We start from the raw sequence: 19,947 nt of genomic DNA on the forward strand, positions 1-19,947 counted from the left end.
TCAGGCTCCACGATCACCCGGGCCCCGGGGTGAGCTCGCGCCATGCGGACGATCGCCGTCGGGTCCCTTTTCCATGTGGGGAACACGCATGCGTATACGTGCCACTGTGGCGGCCGTTTCCGGCGCCCTGGCTCTCTCCGCCCTTGCCGTGCCTGCCGCGCAGGCCGATATCCACGCTTCCGGCGGTGACTTCAACTATGGCGCGAGCGTCGCTAGAGGGCTGGGGGGTGGCAAGACCGCGTTCATCACGTCGCCCGTCGATGACGGCCCGTATCCGTTGAACGTCACCTTCTCCGACTTCAAGGTTGCCAAGTCGATCAACGTCGGTGCCAGTGGCCATGTCGTCGTCCCGGTCACCTACAAGCTGACCCACGGCACCGAGGTCAACATCAAGGCGTCCGACTTCGACAGCACCCCGTACCTGTACAAGGGCGCCTTCGCGAAGCCGGACGACGTGATCCTCGGCGAGAAGGCCGGCACCTGCACCGCCACCTCGACCACGACCGCCAACTGCAAGGCCAACCTCGACATCTACCCGGCCGGGGGCGACCTGACCAACACCGACGCCGGTGCCGTCTGGAAGGCCGGCGGCAGGGCCATCGCCTTCAACGGGCAGGACCCCGAGGGTGAGGACTTCGACCCCTCCAAGGTCGGCGTCGCCCAGCAAAGCGACCTCGGCACCACCACCGTGCGCCGCCTCTCCAAGCTGACGGTCAACGCCACGCCGGAGCCGGTCGTCAAGGACAAGACCATCACCGTCACCGGCAAGCTGACCCGCGCCAACTGGGACGGGCCCAACTACACCGGGTACGCAAGTCAGCCGGTGCAGTTGCAGTTCCGGAAGAACGGGACCAGCGCCTACACCGTCGTCAAGACCATCAGGACGACCACTCAGGGCGACCTGAAGACCACCGTCAAGGCGACCGCCGACGGGTACTTCCGGTACGTCTTCGCAGGGACCGCGACCACCGTGGGCGCCAGCGCCGCCGCGGACTTCATCGACGTGAAGTAGGCCGGAACCGACCCCGTACGCCTTACGCCGGGAAGCGGCGGTCCACCCACCTCCACAGCACCTCCAGGGTGGCCGCCGCCACCGCCGCGATGCCCACCGCGATCCACGGCATCGTCACGCCCACCAGCTTCAGGGCGAAGAACTCCTGGAGCGGCGGTACGACGAGTACCAGCAGGAAGCCCGCGCCCATCGACGCGACCAGGGCGATACGCCACCAGGTGTAGGGGCGGGCGACGATCGCCAGTACCCACATCGAGATCAGGAACAGGGTGAGGGTCGCCGCGCTCGTCTCCGCGTCCAACGCGCCCTCGCCCGTGTAGTGATGACGGGCGATCAGGTACGTCGCGAAGGTTGCCACGGCCGCCAGTACGCCGCCGGGGATCGAGTAGCGCATGACCCGGCGTACGAAGTGGGGTTTCGCGCGTTCCTTGTTGGGGGCCAGGGCCAGGAAGAAGGCCGGGACGCCGATCGTCAGGGTGGAGAGCAGCGTCAAGTGGCGGGGGAGGAAGGGATATTCGACCTGGAAGCAGACCACCAGGACGGCCAGGAGGACCGAGTAGACCGTCTTCACGAGGAACAGCGTCGCCACTCGCGTGATGTTGCCGATGACCCTGCGGCCCTCCGCGACCACCGAAGGCAGCGTCGCGAAGCTGTTGTTGAGGAGGACGATCTGGGCCACGGCCCGTGTCGCCTCTGAGCCCGATCCCATGGCCACGCCGATGTCGGCGTCCTTCAGGGCCAGTACGTCGTTCACGCCGTCGCCCGTCATCGCCACCGTGTGGCCACGTGACTGCAACGCGCCCACCATGTCCCGCTTCTGCTGCGGGGTGACCCGGCCGAAGATCGTCCCCTCGTCGAGCGCCTTCGCCATATCGCTCTGGGATGTGGGGAGTTGGCGGGCGTCCACCGTCGTGCCGGTCAGGCCCAGTTTGTCGGCCACCGCGCCCACGGACACCGCGTTGTCGCCCGAGATCACCTTCGCGTCGACGTCCTGCTCGGCGAAGTATCGGAGCGTGTCCGACGCGTCGGGGCGCAGTCGCTGATCCAGGACGACCAGGGCGGTGGGGGTCGTGCCGGTGGCCACCTCCGGGTGGTCGAGTTCGCGGGTGGTGCGGGTGAGGAGGAGCACGCGCAGGCCGGCCTGGTTGAGGCGGTCCGTCTCGGCGAGGGCCGGGTCCGCGGAGGAGAGCAGTACGTCCGGGGCGCCCAGCAGCCAGGTGCTCGTCTCCCCGTTGCCCTCGCTGAACGACGCCCCGCTGTACTTGCGCGCCGAGGAAAACGGCAGCGACTCGGTGCAGCGCCACTCCTCGCTGTCCGGGTAGGCGTCGATGATGGCCTGGAGGGAGGCGTTCGGACGGGGGTCGGACTCGCCGAGCGCGCCCAGGACCCGCCGTACGTACGTCTCGTCGCTGCCGCCCAGGGAGCGTAGCTCGGTCACGTCCATGCCGCCCTCGGTCAGCGTGCCCGTCTTGTCCAGGCAGACCGTGTCGACGCGCGCGAGGCCCTCGATCGCGGGCAACTCCTGGACGAGGCACTGCTGTCGCCCGAGCCGGATGACACCGATCGCGAACGCGACGGAAGTGAGGAGGACCAGGCCCTCCGGGACCATCGGGACGATGCCGCCGACCGTACGGGCGATCGAGTCCTTCAAGTCGTTGTCCTTGACGACCAGTTGGGTGATCACCAGGCCGATCGCGGCCGGAACCATCATCCAGGTCACGTACTTGAGGATCGTCGAGATGCCGGTACGGAGTTCCGAGTGGACGAGAGTGAAACGGGAGGCCTCTTCGGCGAGTTGGGCGGCGTACGCCTCGCGGCCGACCTTCGTGGCCGTGAAGGCACCGCCGCCCGCGACGACGAAACTGCCCGACATGACCGGGTCGCCGGGCTGCTTGACGACGGGATCCGCCTCGCCGGTGAGCAGCGACTCGTCGATTTCCAGCCCGTCGGCCTCGATGCACTCGCCGTCCACGACGATCCTGTCGCCGGGGCCGATCTCGATGACGTCCCCGAGGACGATGTCGGAGGTGCTCACCTCGCAGGCGACGCCGTCGCGGCGGACCGTGGGCTTGGCCTCGCCGATCACCGCGAGGGAGTCCAGGGTCTTCTTCGCCCGCCACTCCTGGATGATGCCGATGCCCGTGTTGGCGAGGATGACGTAGCCGAACAGGGTGTCCTGGAACGGGGCGACGAACATCATGATCAGCCAGAGCACGCCGATGATCGCGTTGAACCGGGTGAAGACGTTGGCGCGGACGATCTCGGCGATGCTGCGGCTGCTGCGTACGGGGATGTCGTTGACCTCGCCGCGGGCGACGCGGTCGGCGACTTCGGCGGCGCTGAGGCCCGGGGCGCGGGCGCCCTCGCCGGGTGCGCCTCCGCCGGGCGCCTTGCCCGGCGGGGTGCCGGGGAGGGGGACCGGGTGCACAGGATCGAGTTCGGCGCCGGCGTCGATGTGCGTCATGCGTTCGACGGTACGTGCGGATTTGGGGCTTCACCCGGTGAGTGGGGCAAAGATCCGACCTGGGGAGGAGAGTGGGGTGAGGAGTGGTGCGGTGGTTGTAGTCGGGGGTGCGTAGGGGTCGGCGGGTGGGGGTGGTGGTGGGGCGGGTTCGCCCCTGCCGCTCTTACCCGCCCCATCCTGTTCCTGGGGGCTGCCGCCCCCAGACCCCCGCTTCGCCCTGAAGGGGCCTCGTCCTCAAACGCCGGACGGGCTGAAATGCCCGGCCCGGATGGGAATGCCTACTCCGACTGCGTCCTCTTGATCGCCGCCTCCCGACCCCGGACGTACCAGATGCCGATCAGGCCCAGGCCCGTGCCCGCGAGGCATGTCCAGACCCACCACTCGTGGTTGTGGTCCTCGTACCAGCCGTAGAACGGGAGCTGGGCCAGGAAGAGGACGAACCAGAGGAGGGTGAGGCCCGTGATGGTGGCGACGACCGGGCCCTCCAAGGGCTCCGGCGCCTCGTGCTTCGGTGTCCACTTCGCCATGCGCACAGCTTACGAGGCTGCCCCGCGGGTGCTCCGCAGGCCCATGGCTGCCCTTGTGCGGCAAGGGTCTACGCGCGGAGATGGCCATTCCGACCCCATATGTTCATACTGAAACGACTTGAGCCTGGCTCTTTTCTTTCGTATGAAACGCCAACAGAAACACGAGTGCACATGTCCACCTCGGCCCCTGCCAAGGCTCCCTCCCGGGCCCCCGGTGCCCTTGACCGCCATTTCAAAATCTCGGAGCGGGGCAGCACCCTGTCCCGGGAGGTTCGCGGCGGTTTCGCCACCTTCTTCGCGATGGCCTACATCATCGTGCTGAACCCGATCATCCTCGGCAGCGCCAAGGACATGTACGGCCACCAGCTCGACAACGGCCAGCTGGTCACCGCCACCGCCGTGACCGCCGCCTTCACCACGCTGCTCATGGGCGTCGTCGGCAACGTGCCCATCGCGCTCGCGGCGGGACTCGGGGTCAACACCGTCGTCGCGCTCCAGCTCGCGCCGCGTATGTCCTGGCCGGACGCCATGGGGATGGTCGTACTCGCCGGGTTCATCGTGATGCTGCTCGTCGCCACGGGGCTTCGTGAGCGGGTCATGAACGCCGTGCCGCTCGGGCTGCGCAAGGGCATCGCGATCGGTATCGGGCTGTTCATCATGCTGATCGGGCTCGTCGACTCCGGGTTCGTGACCCGGATCCCGGACGCCGCGCAGACCACCGTGCCGCTGCAACTCGGCGGTGACGGTCACCTCAATGGCTGGCCGGTGCTCGTCTTCGTCCTGGGGGCCCTGCTCACCCTCGCGCTCATCACCCGCAAGGTGCCCGGCGCGATTCTGATCTCGATCGTCGCCATGACCGTGCTGGCCGTGGTCATCAACGCGGTCGCGACCGTGCCCTCCTGGGGACTCACCACGCCCAAGTGGCCCGGCAATCCGGTCGCCAGCCCCGACTTCGGGCTCATCGGCAAGGTCAGCCTCTTCGGCGGGTTCGACAAGGTCGGCGTGCTGACCGGCACGCTCTTCGTCTTCACCGTCCTGCTCTCGTGCTTCTTCGACGCGATGGGCACGATCATGGGCGTCAGCGACGAGGCCAGGCTGACCGACGCCCAGGGCAACATGCCCGGCATCAACAAGGTGCTGTTCGTGGACGGCATCGCCGTCGCCGCCGGCGGCGCCAGTTCCTCCTCCGCCACCACCTGCTTCGTCGAGTCCACCGCCGGTGTGGGGGAGGGGGCGCGGACCGGGTTCGCGAACGTCGTCACCGGTTCGCTCTTCGCCGTCGCGCTGTTCCTGACCCCTGTGGCTACGATGGTCCCGTCGCAGGTCGCCACCCCGGCCCTGCTCGCCGTCGGCTTCCTGATCCTGGCCGGTTCGGTCAAAGAGATCGACTGGGCCGACCACACGATCGCCGTCCCGGCCTTCGTGACGATGGTGATGATGCCGTTCACCTACTCGATCACCAACGGCATCGGCATGGGCTTCATCACCTTCGTGGTGCTGCGGCTGGCGGCGGGGCGCGGGCGGGAGATCCCGGTCGCCATGTACGTCGTCGCCGCCGTCTTCGGGTTCTACTACCTGATGCCGGCGTTGGGTCTGACCTGACCTGACCTGACCTGACCTGACCTGACCTGACCTGACCTGACCTGACCTGACCCATCCCATCCCGTCGGGCCTGGTCGCGGGGTGTTTTACGGCACCCCGTAGAACTTCTCCGTCTCCTCGACGGCGGTCTGGAACCGCTCGTCGAAGTCGTCACGAACGAGCGTCCGGACCACGTAGTCCTGCACGCTCATCCCCCTTTTCGCCGCATGGTCCCGGAGCCGGTCGAGCAGCTCCCCGTCTATCCGCAGGCTGAGCACGCTGGTCCCCATGGAGACGAGGGTCGCGGGCCGGTACGGGACGGCGGGGGGCTTTTTGCGTTCGGTTCACTCGTATGGGTGATGTGGAGGTTCCGTGGCCCTCATCACGGGCACCTCGGCGTGTTTCGAGTGGTCTTTAGTCAGAGTAATGAGTTACGCTAAAGAACATGCCGGACCTAACCCATGGCGACGACGCTGCCGCCGTGAACTCCCTGCGCTCCGCCGTGATGCGCCTGTCGCGCCGACTCAAGCACCAGAGGGTCGACGAGTCACTGAGCCCCACCGAGATGTCGGTGCTGGGCACCCTTGCCCGCTGCGGCTCGGCCACGCCGGGCGAGCTGGCCCGCAAGGAGCATGTGCAGCCGCCCTCCATGACTCGTATCGTCGCGTTGCTGGAGGGCAAGGGCCTGGTCCGGCTGGAGCCGCATCCCGAGGACCGGCGTCAGAAGGTCGTCACCCCGACCGAGACCGCCGAAGCCATGCTCGAAGAGAGCCGCCGCAGACGGAACGCCTGGCTGGCCGGTCTGGTCGAGGACCTGGACGAGGACGAGTGGGCCAAACTGCGCGCCGCCGCCCCCGTACTGGAGAAGCTCGCACATCTGTAAGCAGGACCCCGCAAGGAGGCGATTACCTTTGAGTTCGGGAACCGGAGCAGACTCCGCACCCGCACCAGCCGCCCACGACTCCCAGCCCGCTCCCTATCCCACAGCTCCCCGTCCCACAGCTCCCCATCCCGCCGCGCCTGCGGCTCCCGCCGCACCCGCGACTCCCGCCTCGGCCGTGGTTTCTGCCGCGCCGGTGACTTCCTCCGCGGCTGTCGATCGCCCGGAGCCGTCCGCCGGTCCCCCCGCGCCTTCCGGCGAGGTGGAGTCCCCCCGCCCAGGCTCCCGCGGCGCGATGTTCAGTTCCCTGAAGGTCCGGAACTACCGCCTCTTCTTCCTCGGCCAGGTCGTCTCCAACATCGGGACCTGGATGCAGCGCATCGCCCAGGACTGGCTGGTCCTCAGCCTCACCGGCTCCTCGACCGCCGTCGGCATCACGACCGCGCTGCAGTTCCTGCCGATGCTGCTCTTCGGCCTGTACGGCGGTGTCCTCGTCGACCGGCTGCCCAAGCGCCCCACGCTGCTCGTCACACAGGCGATGATGGCCGTCACCGGCCTCGCGCTCGCCGCCCTGACCCTCACGGGTGGGGTCGAGGTCTGGCACGTCTACCTCGCCGCCTTCGCCGTCGGTCTCGCCACGGTCGTCGACAACCCGGCCCGGCAGTCCTTCGTGTCCGAGTTGGTCGAGCCCGACCAGCTCCAGAACGCCGTCAGCCTCAACTCCGCGAACTTCCAGTCCGCGCGCCTCGTCGGACCCGCCGTCGCCGGTGTGATGATCACCGGCGTCGGCACGGGCTGGGCCTTTTTCTTCAACGGTCTGTCCTTCGTCGCCCCCATGGCCGCCCTGCTCCTCATGCGCGGCCGTGAACTGCGCGCCGTGGAACGGGCGCCGCGTGCCAAGGGGCAGTTGCGCGAGGGCCTGCACTATGTCGCCGGGCGACCCGAGCTGATCTGGCCGATCGTACTCATCGGGTTCATCGGTACCTTCGGCTTCAACTTCCCGGTCGTCCTCTCGGCCTACGCGGACGACGTCTTCCACGCGGGAGCCGGCGCGTACAGCCTCTTCAACACCCTGATGGCGGTCGGCTCCCTGACCGGCGCCCTGCTCGCCGCCCGGCGCGGTACGGCCAGGCTGCGCGTCCTCGTCGCGGCGGCCGTGGCCTTCGGCGCGCTGGAGGTCGTGGCCGCGTTCGCCCCGTCCCTGTGGCTGTTCGCGCTGCTGATGATCCCGATCGGCATCGCCGGCCTCACGGTCAACGTCACGGCGAACACCTCGGTCCAGATGGCCACCGACCCGGCCATGCGCGGCCGGGTCATGGCCCTGTTCATGATGGTCTTCATGGGCGGTACGCCGCTGGGCGCACCGGTGGTCGGCTGGATCACCGACGCGTACGGCCCCCAGGTCGGCCTCGCTTTCGGCGGCGTCGTCGCGACGGCCGCCGCTCTGGCTGTCGGCCTGGTTCTGGCCCGGGTGGGCGGTCTGAAGGTCTCCGCCGTCTGGAACTCCGGACACCCGCGCGTCAGCTTCGTCAAGCGGGAGGAACAGGCAGAGCGAGCAGAGCAAGACGTGCAAGAGGTGCGGGACGGGGAACGGCGGGAGCCCGTGACTTCCGGGGCGTGAGTACGGTGAGCGCCATGAGTGCCACGAACACCGTCAGACTGTTCGCCGCCGTACTGCCGCCAGCGGACGTCTCCGAGCAACTCGCCTACGCGGTGGCCGGGTTGAGGGGCCTGCCGGGTGCGGACGGGCTGCGGTGGACCGGCGTACCCGGCTGGCACTTCACCCTCGCCTTCTACGGCGAGGTGGCCGAGGGCGTCGTACCGGACCTGTCGGAGCGGCTGGCGCGGGCCGCGCGGCGTACGGACGCGTTCGCACTGGCGGTGCGCGGCGGCGGGCAGTTCGGGCACGGGCGGGCGCTGTGGGCGGGCGCCGCCGGTGAGGTGGACGCGCTGCGTCTGCTGGCGGACCGCGCGGAGGCGGCGGGGCGGAAGGCGGGCGTCGACATGGGGGAGCACCGGCACTACAAGCCCCACCTCACCGTGGCGCGCAGCCGCGAGGCCTTCGAGGTGCGGCCGTACGCCGAGGCCCTGGACGCCTTCACCAGCCGCACGTGGACGGTGGACGACCTGGCGCTCGTACGCAGCAATCTGCCGAAGTCGGGGGTGCCGGGGGAGCAGCCCCGGTACGAGGTGGCCGCCCGTTGGTCCCTCGGCGCGGCCGGTTAGGCTCGGCGGCGTGAATCCGAAAATCCGGAACCGGGTGATGGCCGGTGTGCTCGTACTGATGTTCATGGTGGTGGCGGTGGCGGCGGCGGTCGGGAAGTGACGCGGAAGCAGCGCGGGAAGTGGCGTAGGCAGGGCCTCGCGCACGTCGCCTTCCGACCGCCGCCCACCTGCTAGGGCTGCTGCCCGCTCACCAGGCGAAGGCCTCCGGTGACGGGCCGGGGCCCGGGAAGATCTCGTCGAGCGAGGCCAGCAGCTCCTCGCTCAGCTCCAGCTCGGACGCCCGTACCGCCGACTCCAACTGCTCCGCGGTGCGCGGGCCGACGATCGGGCCGGTGACACCGGGGCGGGTGAGCAGCCAGGCCAGAGCCGCCTCGCCGGGCTCGATGCCGTGCTTGTCGAGCAGGTCCTCGTACGCCTGGATCCGGGCGCGTGAGGTGGGATCGGCGAGGGTGTCGGCCGCGCGGCCACTGGCACGCCGGCCGCCCTGGACCTCCTTCTTGATGACGCCTCCGAGCAGCCCGCCGTGCAGCGGCGACCAGGGGATGACGCCGAGCCCGTACTCCTGCGCGGCCGGGATGACCTCCATCTCGGCGCGCCGTTCCGCGAGGTTGTAGAGGCACTGCTCGCTGACGAGCCCGATGGTGCCGCCGCGCCGGGCGGCGATCTCGTTGGCCTGGGCGATCTTGTACCCCGGGAAGTTGCTCGAACCCGCGTAGAGGATCTTCCCCTGCTGTACGAGCACGTCGACCGCCTGCCAGATCTCCTCGAACGGAGTCGAGCGGTCGATGTGGTGGAACTGGTAGACGTCGATGTAGTCGGTCTGGAGGCGCTTCAGCGACGCGTCCACCGCACGGCGGATGTTGAGCGCGGAGAGCTTGTCGTGGTTGGGCCACGCCTCGCCCTCGGCGGCCATGTTGCCGTACACCTTGGTGGCGAGGACCACCTTGTCGCGCCGCTCACCGCCCTGGGCGAACCAGTTCCCGATGATCGATTCCGTACGGCCCTTGTTCTCGGCCCAGCCGTAGACGTTGGCGGTGTCCACGAAATTCAGCCCCGCGTCCAGCGCCGAGTCCAGGATCTTGTGACTGGTGGGTTCGTCGGTCTGAGGTCCGAAGTTCATGGTGCCGAGGACGAGTCGGCTGACCTTGAGTCCCGTGCGTCCGAGCTGCGTGTACTTCATGACTGTTCAGCCAACGTCGTGGAGTGCGCTCTAGGCAAGGGGGGGCGGGGGGCGGCGTCGGGCATTGACGCCGCCCTGTGGTCGGTGCCTGCTGCCGGGCGGTCCCACCCGGGGCCGCCCGGCAGGGGCGTGGCTGTCGTCAGAGCTGGGCGAACATGCCGGGCTCGTAGTCGCCGGCGGGCTGCTGGACGATGACGTTCATCCGGTTGAAGGCGTTGATGAGGGTGATGGTGAGGACCAGTGCGGTGAGCTGCTCCTCGTCGTAGTACTTGGCGGCGTTCGCCCAGGCCTCGTCCGTGACACCTCCGGCCGCGTCCGCGATGCGGGTGCCCTGCTCGGTCAGTTCCAGTGCGGCGCGTTCGGCGTCGGTGAAGACCTTGGCCTCGCGCCAGGCCGCGACCAGGTGGAGGCGCTGTGCGGTCTCGCCCGCGGCGGCGGCGTCCTTGGTGTGCATGTCGGTGCAGAAGCCACAGCCGTTGATCTGGCTGGCGCGGAGCCGCACCAGCTCCTGCGTCGCTTCCGGCAGGGCCGAGTCCGCCGCCGCCCTGCCCGCCGCGACGAGGTGCTTCGTGGCCTTGGCGGCGAGGGGGCTGGCGAAGAGGTTCAAACGGGCTTCCATGGTGGGCTCCTCCGTCTTTGCTGCTGCCTTTGTCGGGCGTTACACACGAATGACGGGACGGAGCGGCGGGATGTGACATGCGAGAGAGAATGTGATGTGGGTCTCGTCGGCGCCCGTGGGTGAGGTTTCGTGTCGCCGGGGTGTCGAATGCGTCGGTTCCCGATCGACGTGGGAGTGAAGGAAGCACATCCCAGGACTTCAGACCTCAGAACCCAGGAGCACACCACCGTGACCGACAGCGTGACCGTGACCGCGGACCTGGCCATCTCCCTCGACGGCTTCATCGCCGGCACCGGTGTCACCCTCGACAACCCGGGAGGTGACGGCGCCGAGCCGCTCTTTGAGTGGATCCACAACCTGGCGAGCTGGCGGGAGCGCCAGGGCATGACCGGCGGGGAGGAGAACCGCGACTCCGAGCTGATGCGCGAGTGGTTCGACGCCACCGGAGCGGTGGTCATGGGCCGGATGATGTACGACACCGGCGAGAAGTTCTGGGGAGACAACCCCCCGTTCCGGACCCCGGTGTTCGTGCTCACCCACCGCCCTCGGCCCAGCCTGGTCAAGGAGGGCGGCACCACCTTCACCTTCGTCACCGACGGCATCCACAGCGCCCTCGACCGGGCGAAGGAGGCGGCCGGGGGCCGGAACGTCGACATCGCGGGCGGGGCGAACACGGTGCGGCAGTACCTCGCGGAGGGGCTCGTCGACGAACTGCAACTGCACGTCGTACCCGCGCTCCTCGGCGACGGCCTGCGGCTCTTCGAGGGGCTGGGCCCCGGGCGGCGGACCCTTGAGCAGGTCAGGGTGGTCGGCACGCCTCTCGCCACCCACCTGAAGTACCGCTTCGTGGCAGTTGGTTGCTAGATGCTAGTCGCGCGGGAACTCGTCCGTCTTGAGGGTGAGGTCGACGACGGTGTCGCCAAGGTCCACGTCGTCGCCGAAGGGGAGCTTCGTCTCGGTCGCGTACTCGCCGTTCTTGGGGTGGGTGTAGAGGAAGCACCTGCCCTGGTAGGGATCGGCGATGAGGTAGACGGGGACTTCGGCCTCGGCGTAGGCGGACTTCTTGGGGCCGTAGTCGTTCGCGGCCGTCTTCTTCGAGATCACCTCGGCGACGAACTCGACGTCCTGATAACGCCAGCGGCCCTTGTCGTCCTTGGTTGCGCCGTCGGCCATGAGCGTGACGTCGGTGGCGAAGCCGTTGAGGTCGCCTGGGTAGTCGATGCGGACGTCGGACTTCAGCCGCTTGCGCGAGTACTTCGTGCGCAACTGCTCGACGATGTCCAGGATGATCTCCCAGTGGGTGTCCCGCTGCGGCGACATGAAGATGTTCCCCCCGACGATCTCTACCTTGTATCCATCGGGGATGGGGCTCTTCTCAAGCCACTCGAACATCGTGTCGAGCGTCAGCTTGTCGCTGTTGTCGTCGATGTCGGCCATCTCGATCCTGTCTTAAGGGACGGTCACCGTGGCACTCCTCCCCGGCTGTGCCGGACGAGCGCAGCCGTGCAGTACAACGATACGCACGGTGACCATGGCGCGCCCGGATTCGGTCAGTCGGTTTCAGCCCCGTACCGCTCCCCCAGATCCCAGGCCTCGTACAGCGAGTCCGCGAAGGCCCCCGCGATCTTGTGCTCGCCGTTCGCGTTGGGATGCGTGCCGTCGTACGTGTCGTGGTGGATGTCGTACGACGCCGGGGGCGACGTCAGGAGCAGGGGGGAGCGGGGCTCGTCGAGGTCGGCCACCGTTTTCGCCAGGAGTTCGTTGAAGCGGATGACCTGGGCGGCGAAGGGCGGGTCCGTCTCCGCGCGGACGTTCGGGATCACCGGGAGCAGGGCGATGGCGACGCGCGGGCTGGAGCGTCGTGCCTCGGCCACGAAGAGGCGGACGTTCTCCGCCGTCTGCTCCGCGTCCGTGTAGAAGCCGAGGTCGATCAGGCCCAGGGAGACCAGCAGGACGTCCGGCTTGTGGACGCGTACCGCGTCCGCGATGAGCGGGGTCAGGTGGTGCCAGCCCTCGCCCCAGCCGGCCAGGTGGGCGCGGGGGAAGTCCGGGTCGGCGTACTCGTACGAGTCGGCGGAGTCCGTCGCCTTGTCGTACAGCGCCTCGCGCGGGCCGACGATCCGGAACGGGCCGCCGTACGTCTCCCGCAGGTGCTGCCACAACCGGTAGCGCCAGGTGTGTTCGCCGGCACTGCCGATGGTCATGGAGTCGCCTACGGGCATCAACCTGAGCATCCGCTCATGATGAGGGATACGGGGAGGGGCGTGGGACGCGTGCGGTGTGTGAGTCGGGCCACCCGGTGTCAGGTGTATGTCGGCTTGCGGGCAGTTGTACGTCGGTGAGCGGGCGATCCGGCACCGATCCCCACGGACCCGGCGGCTGATTCGGCGGGCGCTCAGGGTCATGGGCCTCGTATCGATCGCCGGGATGGCACGCTTGAGGGCATGCGCCGATCGCTCGCCCTCCTCGCCGGGGGCCTACTCGTCGGGGCGCTCGCCGCGCCCGCCTCCGCTGCCGACGGTGATGAGGACTTCACCATCAAGGACCCGCGGATCACCGAGTCCAGCGGTCTCGCCGCCTCCCGCCAGCACCCCGGCGTCTACTGGACCCACAACGACAGTGACGACGGCGCCTTCCTGTACGCGATCGACAGCGCGACCGGGCAGACCGTCGCCACCGTCACCATGACCGGCGTGGGCACGCCCCGTGACATCGAGGCCATCTCCATCGGGCCGAACAACCAGATCTACGTCGGCGACATCGGCGACAACGATGGTGTGACCTGGGACTATGTCTGGATCTACCAGCTCGCCGAGCCCAAGGTGCTGAAGAACGAGACGATCCGCGCCACGCAGTACGTCGTGAAGTACTCGGACGGTTCGCGCGACGCGGAGTCCCTCGTCGTGCACCCGAAGACGGGGCGCGTCTACATCATCGACAAGCAGGAGGACGGCGGCCATCTGTACGCCGGCCCGGCAAAGCTCTCCTCCGCCGGCACCAATGTCTTCAAGCCCGTCGCCGCCGTCGACATGTGGGCCACCGACGCCGCCTTCTCGCCCGACGGGCAACAGCTGGCCGTACGCGGGTACTTCGGAGGCGTCTCCTACGCCTGGAACGGCGGAAGGCTCAAGCGGCAGGGGCAGCTCGACGTGCCCCTGCAGGGGCAGGGGGAGTCGGTCACGTACAGCCGTGACGGTTCCAAGGTCATGTACGGGAGCGAGGGCGCCGAGAGCGGGGTCACGGCCGAGGACGCTCCTTCGTACGGCGCGTCCGGTGGCTCCGACTCGGCTTCCGGCAACGGGAGTTCGGCCTCGGGTGCCGAGGAGGGCGGGGGCTCGGAGGGGAACGTCAGGACCGGGGCCATCGCTGTCGGTGTGCTCTTCGTCGTCTATCTCGGGGTGAAGAGGCTGCGGCGGCGGCCGTCGTCGTGATCGTCCCGGTGGGTATCCGGGTACCCAGGTATCAGGGTGTCGGGGACTCCGGTCATTCGGTCATTCGGGCAGTCGCGTTCGCGGTGGTTCCGGGGTTCGTCGAGGCGGCCCCGGTAGTGCTGTGCCGGCTCTGGTCCGTCACCCTCGTTGCTCTCGCGCGTGCCGTTCGACCCAGACCTCCAGGCCGTCCAGGATGCGTTGCAGGCCGAACTCGAAGTGGTCGAAGGCGGGGCTCCACGCGTCGTCGGCCAGGTTGGCGAGGACCGGGTAGCGGCCGGTGGCCATGATCTCCGTGAGGACCGGGAGGTGGGCCTCCCAGAACTCGGTGTCGGTGAGGCCCGTACGGCGTTCGGCCTCCTGCTGGTAGACCTGGGTGCGCGCGGCGCCGACGACGTACCCGTCGACCATGATGACCGCCGACACCAGTTCGGGGTCGGACAGGCCCATCGGTTTGATGCGCGACAGGATCGCCTCCATGCCGTCGAGCGCGCTGGGGCCCAGGATCGGGCGGGACTGGTTGACCTGGAGCAACCAGGGGTGGCGGCGGTACAGGCCGAGGGTGGCGCGGGCCATCGCCTCCAGGGTCGCGCGCCAGCCGTCGTCGCCCAGGGCGGCCGGGTTGTGGTCGGGGCGCTGGACGCGGTCGAGCATGAGGTCGAGCAGCTCGCCCTTGCCGGGGACGTACCGGTACAGCGACATGGTGGCGGTGCCGAGGGCGGTGGCCACACGGCGCATGGAGACCGCGTCGAGCCCCTCCTCGTCCGCGATCCGGACGGCCGCCTCCACGATCCGGTCGACGGAGAGGCCCGGCTTGGGGCCACGGCTGGGGCGCCGGCCCGTTTCCCACAGCAGGTGGAGCGTGCGGGTGACATCGCCGCTGCCACTGGTCTGCGTACCGCCGCCGCCGTTCTTCATGGGTGCAGCTTAATTCCCCGCGCGAAAACTGCATACGTCGTACGCTGAATCGAGTACGGTGTACACAGTTGTTGGGTCGGTGACGGGTGGAGGGTTCTATGACCGGCGGATTCGCGGTGCGAGCCGAGGCGCTGGAGAAGCGGTACGGCGAGAAGCGCGCCCTGGACGGCTTCGACCTGGCCGTGCGGGAGGGGACGGTGCACGGACTGCTCGGACCGAACGGCGCGGGCAAGACCACGGCCGTACGCATTCTGTCCACGCTCGTACGGCTGGACGGCGGGCAGGCCCAGGTGGCGGGCATCGACATCGCCCGGCAGCCGCGGGAGGTGCGGGCGCGGATCGGCCTGACCGGGCAGTACGCGGCTGTGGACGAGGTGTTGACGGGGCGTCAGAACCTGGAGATGTTCGGCCGGTTGTTCCATCTGGGCGGGCGGCGGGCCCGGCAGCGGGCCACCGAGCTGCTGGAGCAGTTCGACCTGGCCGACGCGGCGGGCAAGGGTGTCGACAAGTACAGCGGAGGCATGCGGCGCCGCCTCGACCTCGCCGCCTCCATGATCCTGGCCCCGTCCGTGCTCTTCCTCGATGAGCCGACGACCGGGCTCGACCCCCGCAGCCGGGGCGAAGTCTGGCAATCCGTGCGGGAGTTGGTGGCGAGCGGTACGACGGTTCTGCTCACGACGCAGTATCTGGAGGAGGCCGACAAGCTGGCGTCCCGGATCACCGTGATCGACCAGGGGCGGGCCATCGCGGACGACACCCCGGACGGGCTGAAGAACACGATCGGGGGCGACCGGATCGAGGTGGTCGTCACCGAGCGGGCCGACATCCCGAGGGTGGTGAAGGTGGTCGCCCGCGTCTCGGACGGCGAACCCGATGTGGACGAGGCCGAGTCGAGGGTGCACGCCTCGGTGACCGACCGGGTGTCGGCGCTCACCGAGGTCGCCCGCACCCTCCAGGACGAGGGTGTCCCGGTCGAGGACATCGGGCTGCGCAGGCCGAGCCTCGACGATGTGTTCCTGCGGCTGACGGGACACCGCACGGAGACGAAGGACGAGAAGAACGCCGAGAGCGCGAAGGGGACGGCAGCATGAGCGTGGTGGATGTGGCGGACGCGGGCGGGGCGGTGGCCGACCGAGGCCGGGTGTACTGGCTGCTCTCCGACTGCTGGAACGTGGTCCGGCGCGGCCTGACCCACTACCAGCGCCAACCCATCAACATCGCTTGGCAGTTGGGCTTCCCGATCCTCTCCGTGCTGTTGTACGGGTATGTCTTCGGCAGCGCCATGACGGTACCGGGGGGAGGCGACTACAAGGACTTCCTGATGCCGGGCATGTTCGTGATGACGATGGCGTTCGGGTTCATCAACACGGCGACCGTCGTGGTGTACGACTCCACGAAGGGTGTCATCGACCGCTTCCGCTCGATGCCGATGGCGCCCTCGGCGGTCGTCGCCGGGCGCGGGATCACCGATCTGGTCGTCGCCTGCGCGGAGTTGGGCATCATGATGCTCACCGCGTTCGCGATGGGCTGGCGTCCGGAGGGCGGGCCCGGCTTCGTGGCCGCGTTCGGGCTGCTGCTGTGGCTGCGGTTCTCGCTGATCTGGCTCGGCGTGTGGCTCGGCCTCATCGCGCCCAATCCGGAGGCGGCGGGCGGCCTGTTCGCGGTCGCCTTCCCCCTGACCATGATCTCCAGCATCTTCGTGGCCCCCCAACTCATGCCCGATTGGCTGGGGTTCGTGGCCGCGTGGAACCCGATCTCGTCCACCGCCGCGGCGGCACGCGACCTGTTCGGGACACCGGTCGGCGACGGCGACTCGTGGGTGGAAGGGCATGCGCTGCTGATGGCGGGCGTGTGGCCGGCCGTACTGACGCTGATCTTTCTTCCCCTGGCGGTACGGAGGTTCCAGAAGCTGAGCCGCTGAGCCGCTGAGTGGCGGACGGCTGCTGGACGCCGTGCACATCCCGGGCTGCCGCGAGTATTGACGTGGGCATGTTGTGTCAGTTTCCTGGGAGGTGCGCGGTATGTGGGAGCGCTCCCATCGATTCCGGGGCCGCGCCTCCCGAGAGGAACGAGCGACATGTTCCGCTTCTCCAATTTCCGCGGCTCCCGCAGCTGGCGACGAGCGATGTGTTCTGTTGCCGCCGTGCTCCTGCTCCCGCTGGGAGCCGGTGTGCAGGCCGCCCACGCGGCGGACGCCGATGCGGCGGACGTCCGTGCGGCAGCCGCCGGCGCCGGCTACTGGCACACCAGCGGGCGTCAGATCCTGGACGCGGCCGGGCAGCCGGTCCGGATCGCCGGCATCAACTGGTTCGGCTTCGAGACCAGCAACAACGTGGTGCACGGACTCTGGTCCCGCGACTACAAGAGCATGATCGACCAGATGAGGACGCTCGGCTACAACACCATCCGACTGCCGTACAGCGATGACATCTTCAAGTCCTCGGCCGTCCCCAACAGCATCGACTTCAGCGGCGGCAAGAACGCCGACCTTCAGGGTCTGGGCTCCCTCCAGATCATGGACAAGCTGGTCGCGTACGCCGGTCAGACCGGCCTCAAGGTCGTCCTGGACCGGCATCGGCCGGACGCGGCCGGGCAGTCGGCGCTCTGGTACACCTCGGCGGTGCCCGAGTCGACATGGATCGCCAACCTGAAGGCGCTGGCGGCGCGTTACTCCGGTCAGGACGCGGTCATCGGCATCGACCTGCACAACGAGCCGCACGATCCGGCCTGTTGGGGCTGCGGTGACACGACGAGGGACTGGCGGCTGGCGGCGCAGCGGGCGGGCAACGCGGTGCTGTCGGTCAATCCGCAGCTGCTCGTGTTCGTGGAGGGGGTGCAGACGTTCAACGGGGTCTCCGGCTGGTGGGGCGGCAACCTGATGGGGGTCGCGCAGTATCCGGTGCAGCTGGATGTGGCGAACCGGGTGGTGTACTCGGCCCACGACTACGCGACGAGCGTCGCCCAGCAGAGCTGGTTCAGCGACCCCTCGTTCCCCGCCAACATGCCGGGGATCTGGGACAAGTACTGGGGCTACATCTTCAAGCAGAACATCGCGCCGGTGTGGGTGGGGGAGTTCGGCACGACCCTCCAGTCGACCGTGGACCAGCGGTGGCTGGCCGCACTGGTCGACTATCTGCGCCCGACAGCGACCTACGGCTCGGACTCCTTCCACTGGACCTTCTGGTCGTGGAACCCCAACTCCGGTGACACGGGCGGGATCCTGAAGGACGACTGGTCGACCGTGGACACCGTGAAGGACGGATACCTGGCGAGCGTCAAGGCGCCGGGCTTCCCGGGGAGCGGTGGCGGCGGGGGAGGGGGCGGCGGTGGTGGCGGTGGCGGCAGTACGGCGGCCTGCGCTGCCTCCTACGCCGTCAGCAGCGACTGGGGCGGCGGGTTCAACGCCGAGGTGAAGGTGACCAATTCGGGGACGGTGGCGCTCAAGTCCTGGAAGGTGACGTGGACTTGGGGCGGATCGCAGTCGATCACGAGCATGTGGAACGCCTCGTACACGCAGTCCGGGGCGACGGTCACCGCTGGGAACGCGGCCCACAACGGGAGCGTGGCGGTGGGGGGTTCGGCGAGCTTCGGGTTCGGGGGAGCGCCGGGGGGCGGGGGCGTGCCTACGGTGAGTTGTACGGCCACGTGAGGCTCTGAGGACGTGGGATGGGGGGTGCCGGGTGACTGGCGCGTCACCGGGCACCCCCATCGACGTATTTGCAGCTCATCTCCATTGGCCTTGGCCCGGTTGCCGGCCGAGGGAGTCGAGCGCTGAAGTCGCGTCTTCCTGCTCAGGCTGCCGATACGCTGCCTTCCCCGGGCGGGCGGAGTGATCGCCTCAGGCGGCTGCCACGGCCTTCTCGCGGCCAACGGCCGTGGCTGCACGGGCGGTGGTCTTGGCCGGGGCGGTGCGCCGCAGGCTCTTGAGGCCGATGGTGAGGGCGGCGGTGGTGAGGACGCCCGCGGCGACGGCGGCGACGAACAGCAGTGTCCGGCGGCGAAGACGCCGCCGTACGAGACGGTCAGGGTGCTGCCGAAGGTCATGGTCAGGGCACCGGTGACGGCGCCGCCCGCCATGGAGGCCGGGATCACCCGCAAAGGGGCGGCCAGTGCGAACGGGATGGCGCTCTCGGGGACGAAGGCCAGGCCGAACAGCCAGGCGACCTTTCCATAGGTTCGCTCGGCGGGAGTGAACAACGAGCCACGCACCACGGTGGCCAGTGACAGGGCCAGCGGCGGAACCATGGCGGCCGCCACCACCGTGGCCATGATGGTGAAGTTGAGGCTGTTCGCTGCGGTCTCCACGCCCGTGACAGCGAAGGCGATGGCGGTCCGGCTGATCGTCCCGCTGAGGTCGGAGGAGACCATCAGACCCAGCATGGAGACCGCACCGGCGATCGCACCGGCGACCAGCCCGCCGAGGAAGCCGCCTTGGAAGTTCATGGCGACCATGCCGCCGATGAGGCCGGGAACCAGCGCGGGCAGGCCGGCCATGCTGTAGGCGACATACCCGCCGACGATCGGTGCGAAGAGAGCCAGCGCGGTGACACCGGTCTGCAGCAGCAGCGCGGCCCAAGTGTCGGGCTGGGTCCAGGAACCGTCGTTCAGGAGGGTGGACATCGTCGCGATGATGCCGGGGCCGCCGATGGCGAAGCCGAGGACGGTCAGCAGACCGCCGACCGCGGTGAGGGAAGCGATGTACGGCGTGCTGGAAGCCAGCAATCTGCCGAACCTGATGCCGGTATGGCCGCTGTGGTCGAGGCCGTGCCCCTTGGGGGCGGCCGACAGGGTGGTGGTCCGGTTGCCGGTGTGGTTCATGGTGGGAACTCCGGGGCGTGGGGCGCCGCCTGAGGGCGGCGGCTCGGGGTGTTGACATGGCTGCGGGTGAGGGGCCGGCTGAAGGGGCGGCGGTCGTGTCGACCGGCTGGGAGTGTGACGGGCCGCCGGGGTGCGATGTCACCAGGAGAATCGAGGCCCGGCCCGGGCGCCGCCGTTCACGGGGCGGCCCCCGGGCCAGTCGCGTCCGAGCAGAAGGTGACGAGGCCCGGACGCGCTAGCTACGGCCGGCGGACATCCATGGCAGTCTCACCATTGCGTCGGCTGGAAGGGAGG

Annotated in this window: 18 protein-coding genes; 10 read left to right on the forward strand and 8 right to left on the reverse strand. The window is 68.9% G+C overall.

Annotation, left to right across the window (positions count from 1 at the left end; genetic code table 11):
• The first annotated feature begins 88 nt into the window (after positions 1–88).
• Positions 89–1,012 (forward strand): hypothetical protein, encoded by a 924-nt coding sequence (locus tag IEY89_RS00930; protein ID WP_189145260.1) that lies wholly within the window; start codon positions 89–91, stop codon positions 1,010–1,012.
• A 22-nt stretch (positions 1,013–1,034) separates the two neighbouring features.
• On the opposite strand, the gene IEY89_RS00935 is transcribed toward IEY89_RS00930, so the two are convergent.
• Complete coding sequence (locus IEY89_RS00935; RefSeq protein ID WP_189145261.1) at positions 1,035–3,476, reverse strand: HAD-IC family P-type ATPase; 2,442 nt, start codon at positions 3,474–3,476, stop codon at positions 1,035–1,037.
• Positions 3,477–3,754: 278 nt separating this feature from the next.
• The gene (locus tag IEY89_RS00940; RefSeq protein ID WP_189145262.1) at positions 3,755–4,003 is read right to left on the reverse strand and encodes a DUF2530 domain-containing protein; all 249 of its coding nucleotides are present in this window, start codon (positions 4,001–4,003) and stop codon (positions 3,755–3,757) included.
• A gap of 171 nt (positions 4,004–4,174) precedes the next feature.
• Between IEY89_RS00940 and IEY89_RS00945 the strand changes: the two genes are divergently transcribed.
• Positions 4,175–5,605, forward strand: coding sequence for an NCS2 family permease (locus IEY89_RS00945; protein WP_189145263.1), 1,431 nt, complete (start codon positions 4,175–4,177; stop codon positions 5,603–5,605).
• An 86-nt stretch (positions 5,606–5,691) separates the two neighbouring features.
• On the opposite strand, the gene IEY89_RS00950 is transcribed toward IEY89_RS00945, so the two are convergent.
• Positions 5,692–5,874 carry a ribbon-helix-helix protein, CopG family gene (locus IEY89_RS00950; protein ID WP_164317481.1) on the reverse strand — a complete coding sequence of 61 codons (183 nt, stop codon included), beginning with the start codon at positions 5,872–5,874 and terminating at the stop codon, positions 5,692–5,694.
• Positions 5,875–6,029: 155 nt separating this feature from the next.
• On the opposite strand from IEY89_RS00950, the gene IEY89_RS00955 reads away from it, so the two are divergent.
• The 3 genes from IEY89_RS00955 to thpR all read left to right on the forward strand — a co-directional run bounded on the left by IEY89_RS00955 (position 6,030) and on the right by thpR (position 8,690).
• On the forward strand, positions 6,030–6,467 hold the full coding sequence (locus IEY89_RS00955; protein WP_189145264.1) for a MarR family winged helix-turn-helix transcriptional regulator: 438 nt from the start codon (positions 6,030–6,032) through the stop codon (positions 6,465–6,467).
• Between the two features lie 292 nt (positions 6,468–6,759).
• The gene (locus tag IEY89_RS00960; RefSeq protein WP_189145265.1) at positions 6,760–8,085 is read left to right on the forward strand and encodes an MFS transporter; all 1,326 of its coding nucleotides are present in this window, start codon (positions 6,760–6,762) and stop codon (positions 8,083–8,085) included.
• A 14-nt stretch (positions 8,086–8,099) separates the two neighbouring features.
• Entirely contained in the window at positions 8,100–8,690 is a 591-nt protein-coding gene (gene thpR / locus IEY89_RS00965; RefSeq protein WP_189145266.1) for an RNA 2',3'-cyclic phosphodiesterase, read from the forward strand.
• A gap of 187 nt (positions 8,691–8,877) precedes the next feature.
• On the opposite strand, the gene IEY89_RS00970 is transcribed toward thpR, so the two are convergent.
• The gene (locus tag IEY89_RS00970; protein WP_189145267.1) at positions 8,878–9,870 is read right to left on the reverse strand and encodes an aldo/keto reductase; all 993 of its coding nucleotides are present in this window, start codon (positions 9,868–9,870) and stop codon (positions 8,878–8,880) included.
• Positions 9,871–10,009: 139 nt separating this feature from the next.
• On the reverse strand, positions 10,010–10,489 hold the full coding sequence (locus tag IEY89_RS00975) for a carboxymuconolactone decarboxylase family protein (protein ID WP_189145268.1): 480 nt from the start codon (positions 10,487–10,489) through the stop codon (positions 10,010–10,012).
• Between the two features lie 240 nt (positions 10,490–10,729).
• Between IEY89_RS00975 and IEY89_RS00980 the strand changes: the two genes are divergently transcribed.
• Positions 10,730–11,353 (forward strand): dihydrofolate reductase family protein, encoded by a 624-nt coding sequence (locus tag IEY89_RS00980; RefSeq protein WP_189145665.1) that lies wholly within the window; start codon positions 10,730–10,732, stop codon positions 11,351–11,353.
• Positions 11,354–11,356: 3 nt separating this feature from the next.
• Here the strand turns inward: IEY89_RS00980 and IEY89_RS00985 are convergent, their stop codons facing one another.
• On the reverse strand, positions 11,357–11,926 hold the full coding sequence (locus IEY89_RS00985; protein ID WP_189145269.1) for a Uma2 family endonuclease: 570 nt from the start codon (positions 11,924–11,926) through the stop codon (positions 11,357–11,359).
• 113 nt (positions 11,927–12,039) lie between these two features.
• A complete protein-coding gene (locus IEY89_RS00990; protein ID WP_189145270.1) occupies positions 12,040–12,723 on the reverse strand; it encodes a GDSL-type esterase/lipase family protein in 684 nt (227 codons plus the stop codon).
• Positions 12,724–12,933: 210 nt separating this feature from the next.
• On the opposite strand from IEY89_RS00990, the gene IEY89_RS00995 reads away from it, so the two are divergent.
• Positions 12,934–13,920, forward strand: a complete 987-nt coding sequence (locus IEY89_RS00995) for a WD40 repeat domain-containing protein (RefSeq protein ID WP_189145271.1) — start codon at positions 12,934–12,936, stop codon at positions 13,918–13,920.
• A gap of 138 nt (positions 13,921–14,058) precedes the next feature.
• Here IEY89_RS00995 and IEY89_RS01000 read toward each other — a convergent pair whose 3' ends face one another.
• Positions 14,059–14,835 carry a TetR/AcrR family transcriptional regulator gene (locus IEY89_RS01000; protein ID WP_189145272.1) on the reverse strand — a complete coding sequence of 259 codons (777 nt, stop codon included), beginning with the start codon at positions 14,833–14,835 and terminating at the stop codon, positions 14,059–14,061.
• Between the two features lie 98 nt (positions 14,836–14,933).
• On the opposite strand from IEY89_RS01000, the gene IEY89_RS01005 reads away from it, so the two are divergent.
• From IEY89_RS01005 to IEY89_RS01015, 3 genes are all read left to right on the forward strand, one after another.
• The gene (locus IEY89_RS01005; protein WP_189145273.1) at positions 14,934–15,926 is read left to right on the forward strand and encodes an ATP-binding cassette domain-containing protein; all 993 of its coding nucleotides are present in this window, start codon (positions 14,934–14,936) and stop codon (positions 15,924–15,926) included.
• Positions 15,923–16,756, forward strand: coding sequence for an ABC transporter permease (locus IEY89_RS01010; protein WP_189145274.1), 834 nt, complete (start codon positions 15,923–15,925; stop codon positions 16,754–16,756). The genes IEY89_RS01005 and IEY89_RS01010 overlap by 4 nt, the downstream gene beginning before the upstream one ends.
• A gap of 156 nt (positions 16,757–16,912) precedes the next feature.
• Positions 16,913–18,484, forward strand: a complete 1,572-nt coding sequence (locus IEY89_RS01015) for a cellulase family glycosylhydrolase (protein WP_189145275.1) — start codon at positions 16,913–16,915, stop codon at positions 18,482–18,484.
• Positions 18,485–19,947: the final 1,463 nt, after the last annotated feature.

It is taken from the genome of Streptomyces lacrimifluminis (assembly GCF_014646095.1).
Taxonomy (GTDB): domain Bacteria; phylum Actinomycetota; class Actinomycetes; order Streptomycetales; family Streptomycetaceae; genus Streptomyces; species Streptomyces lacrimifluminis.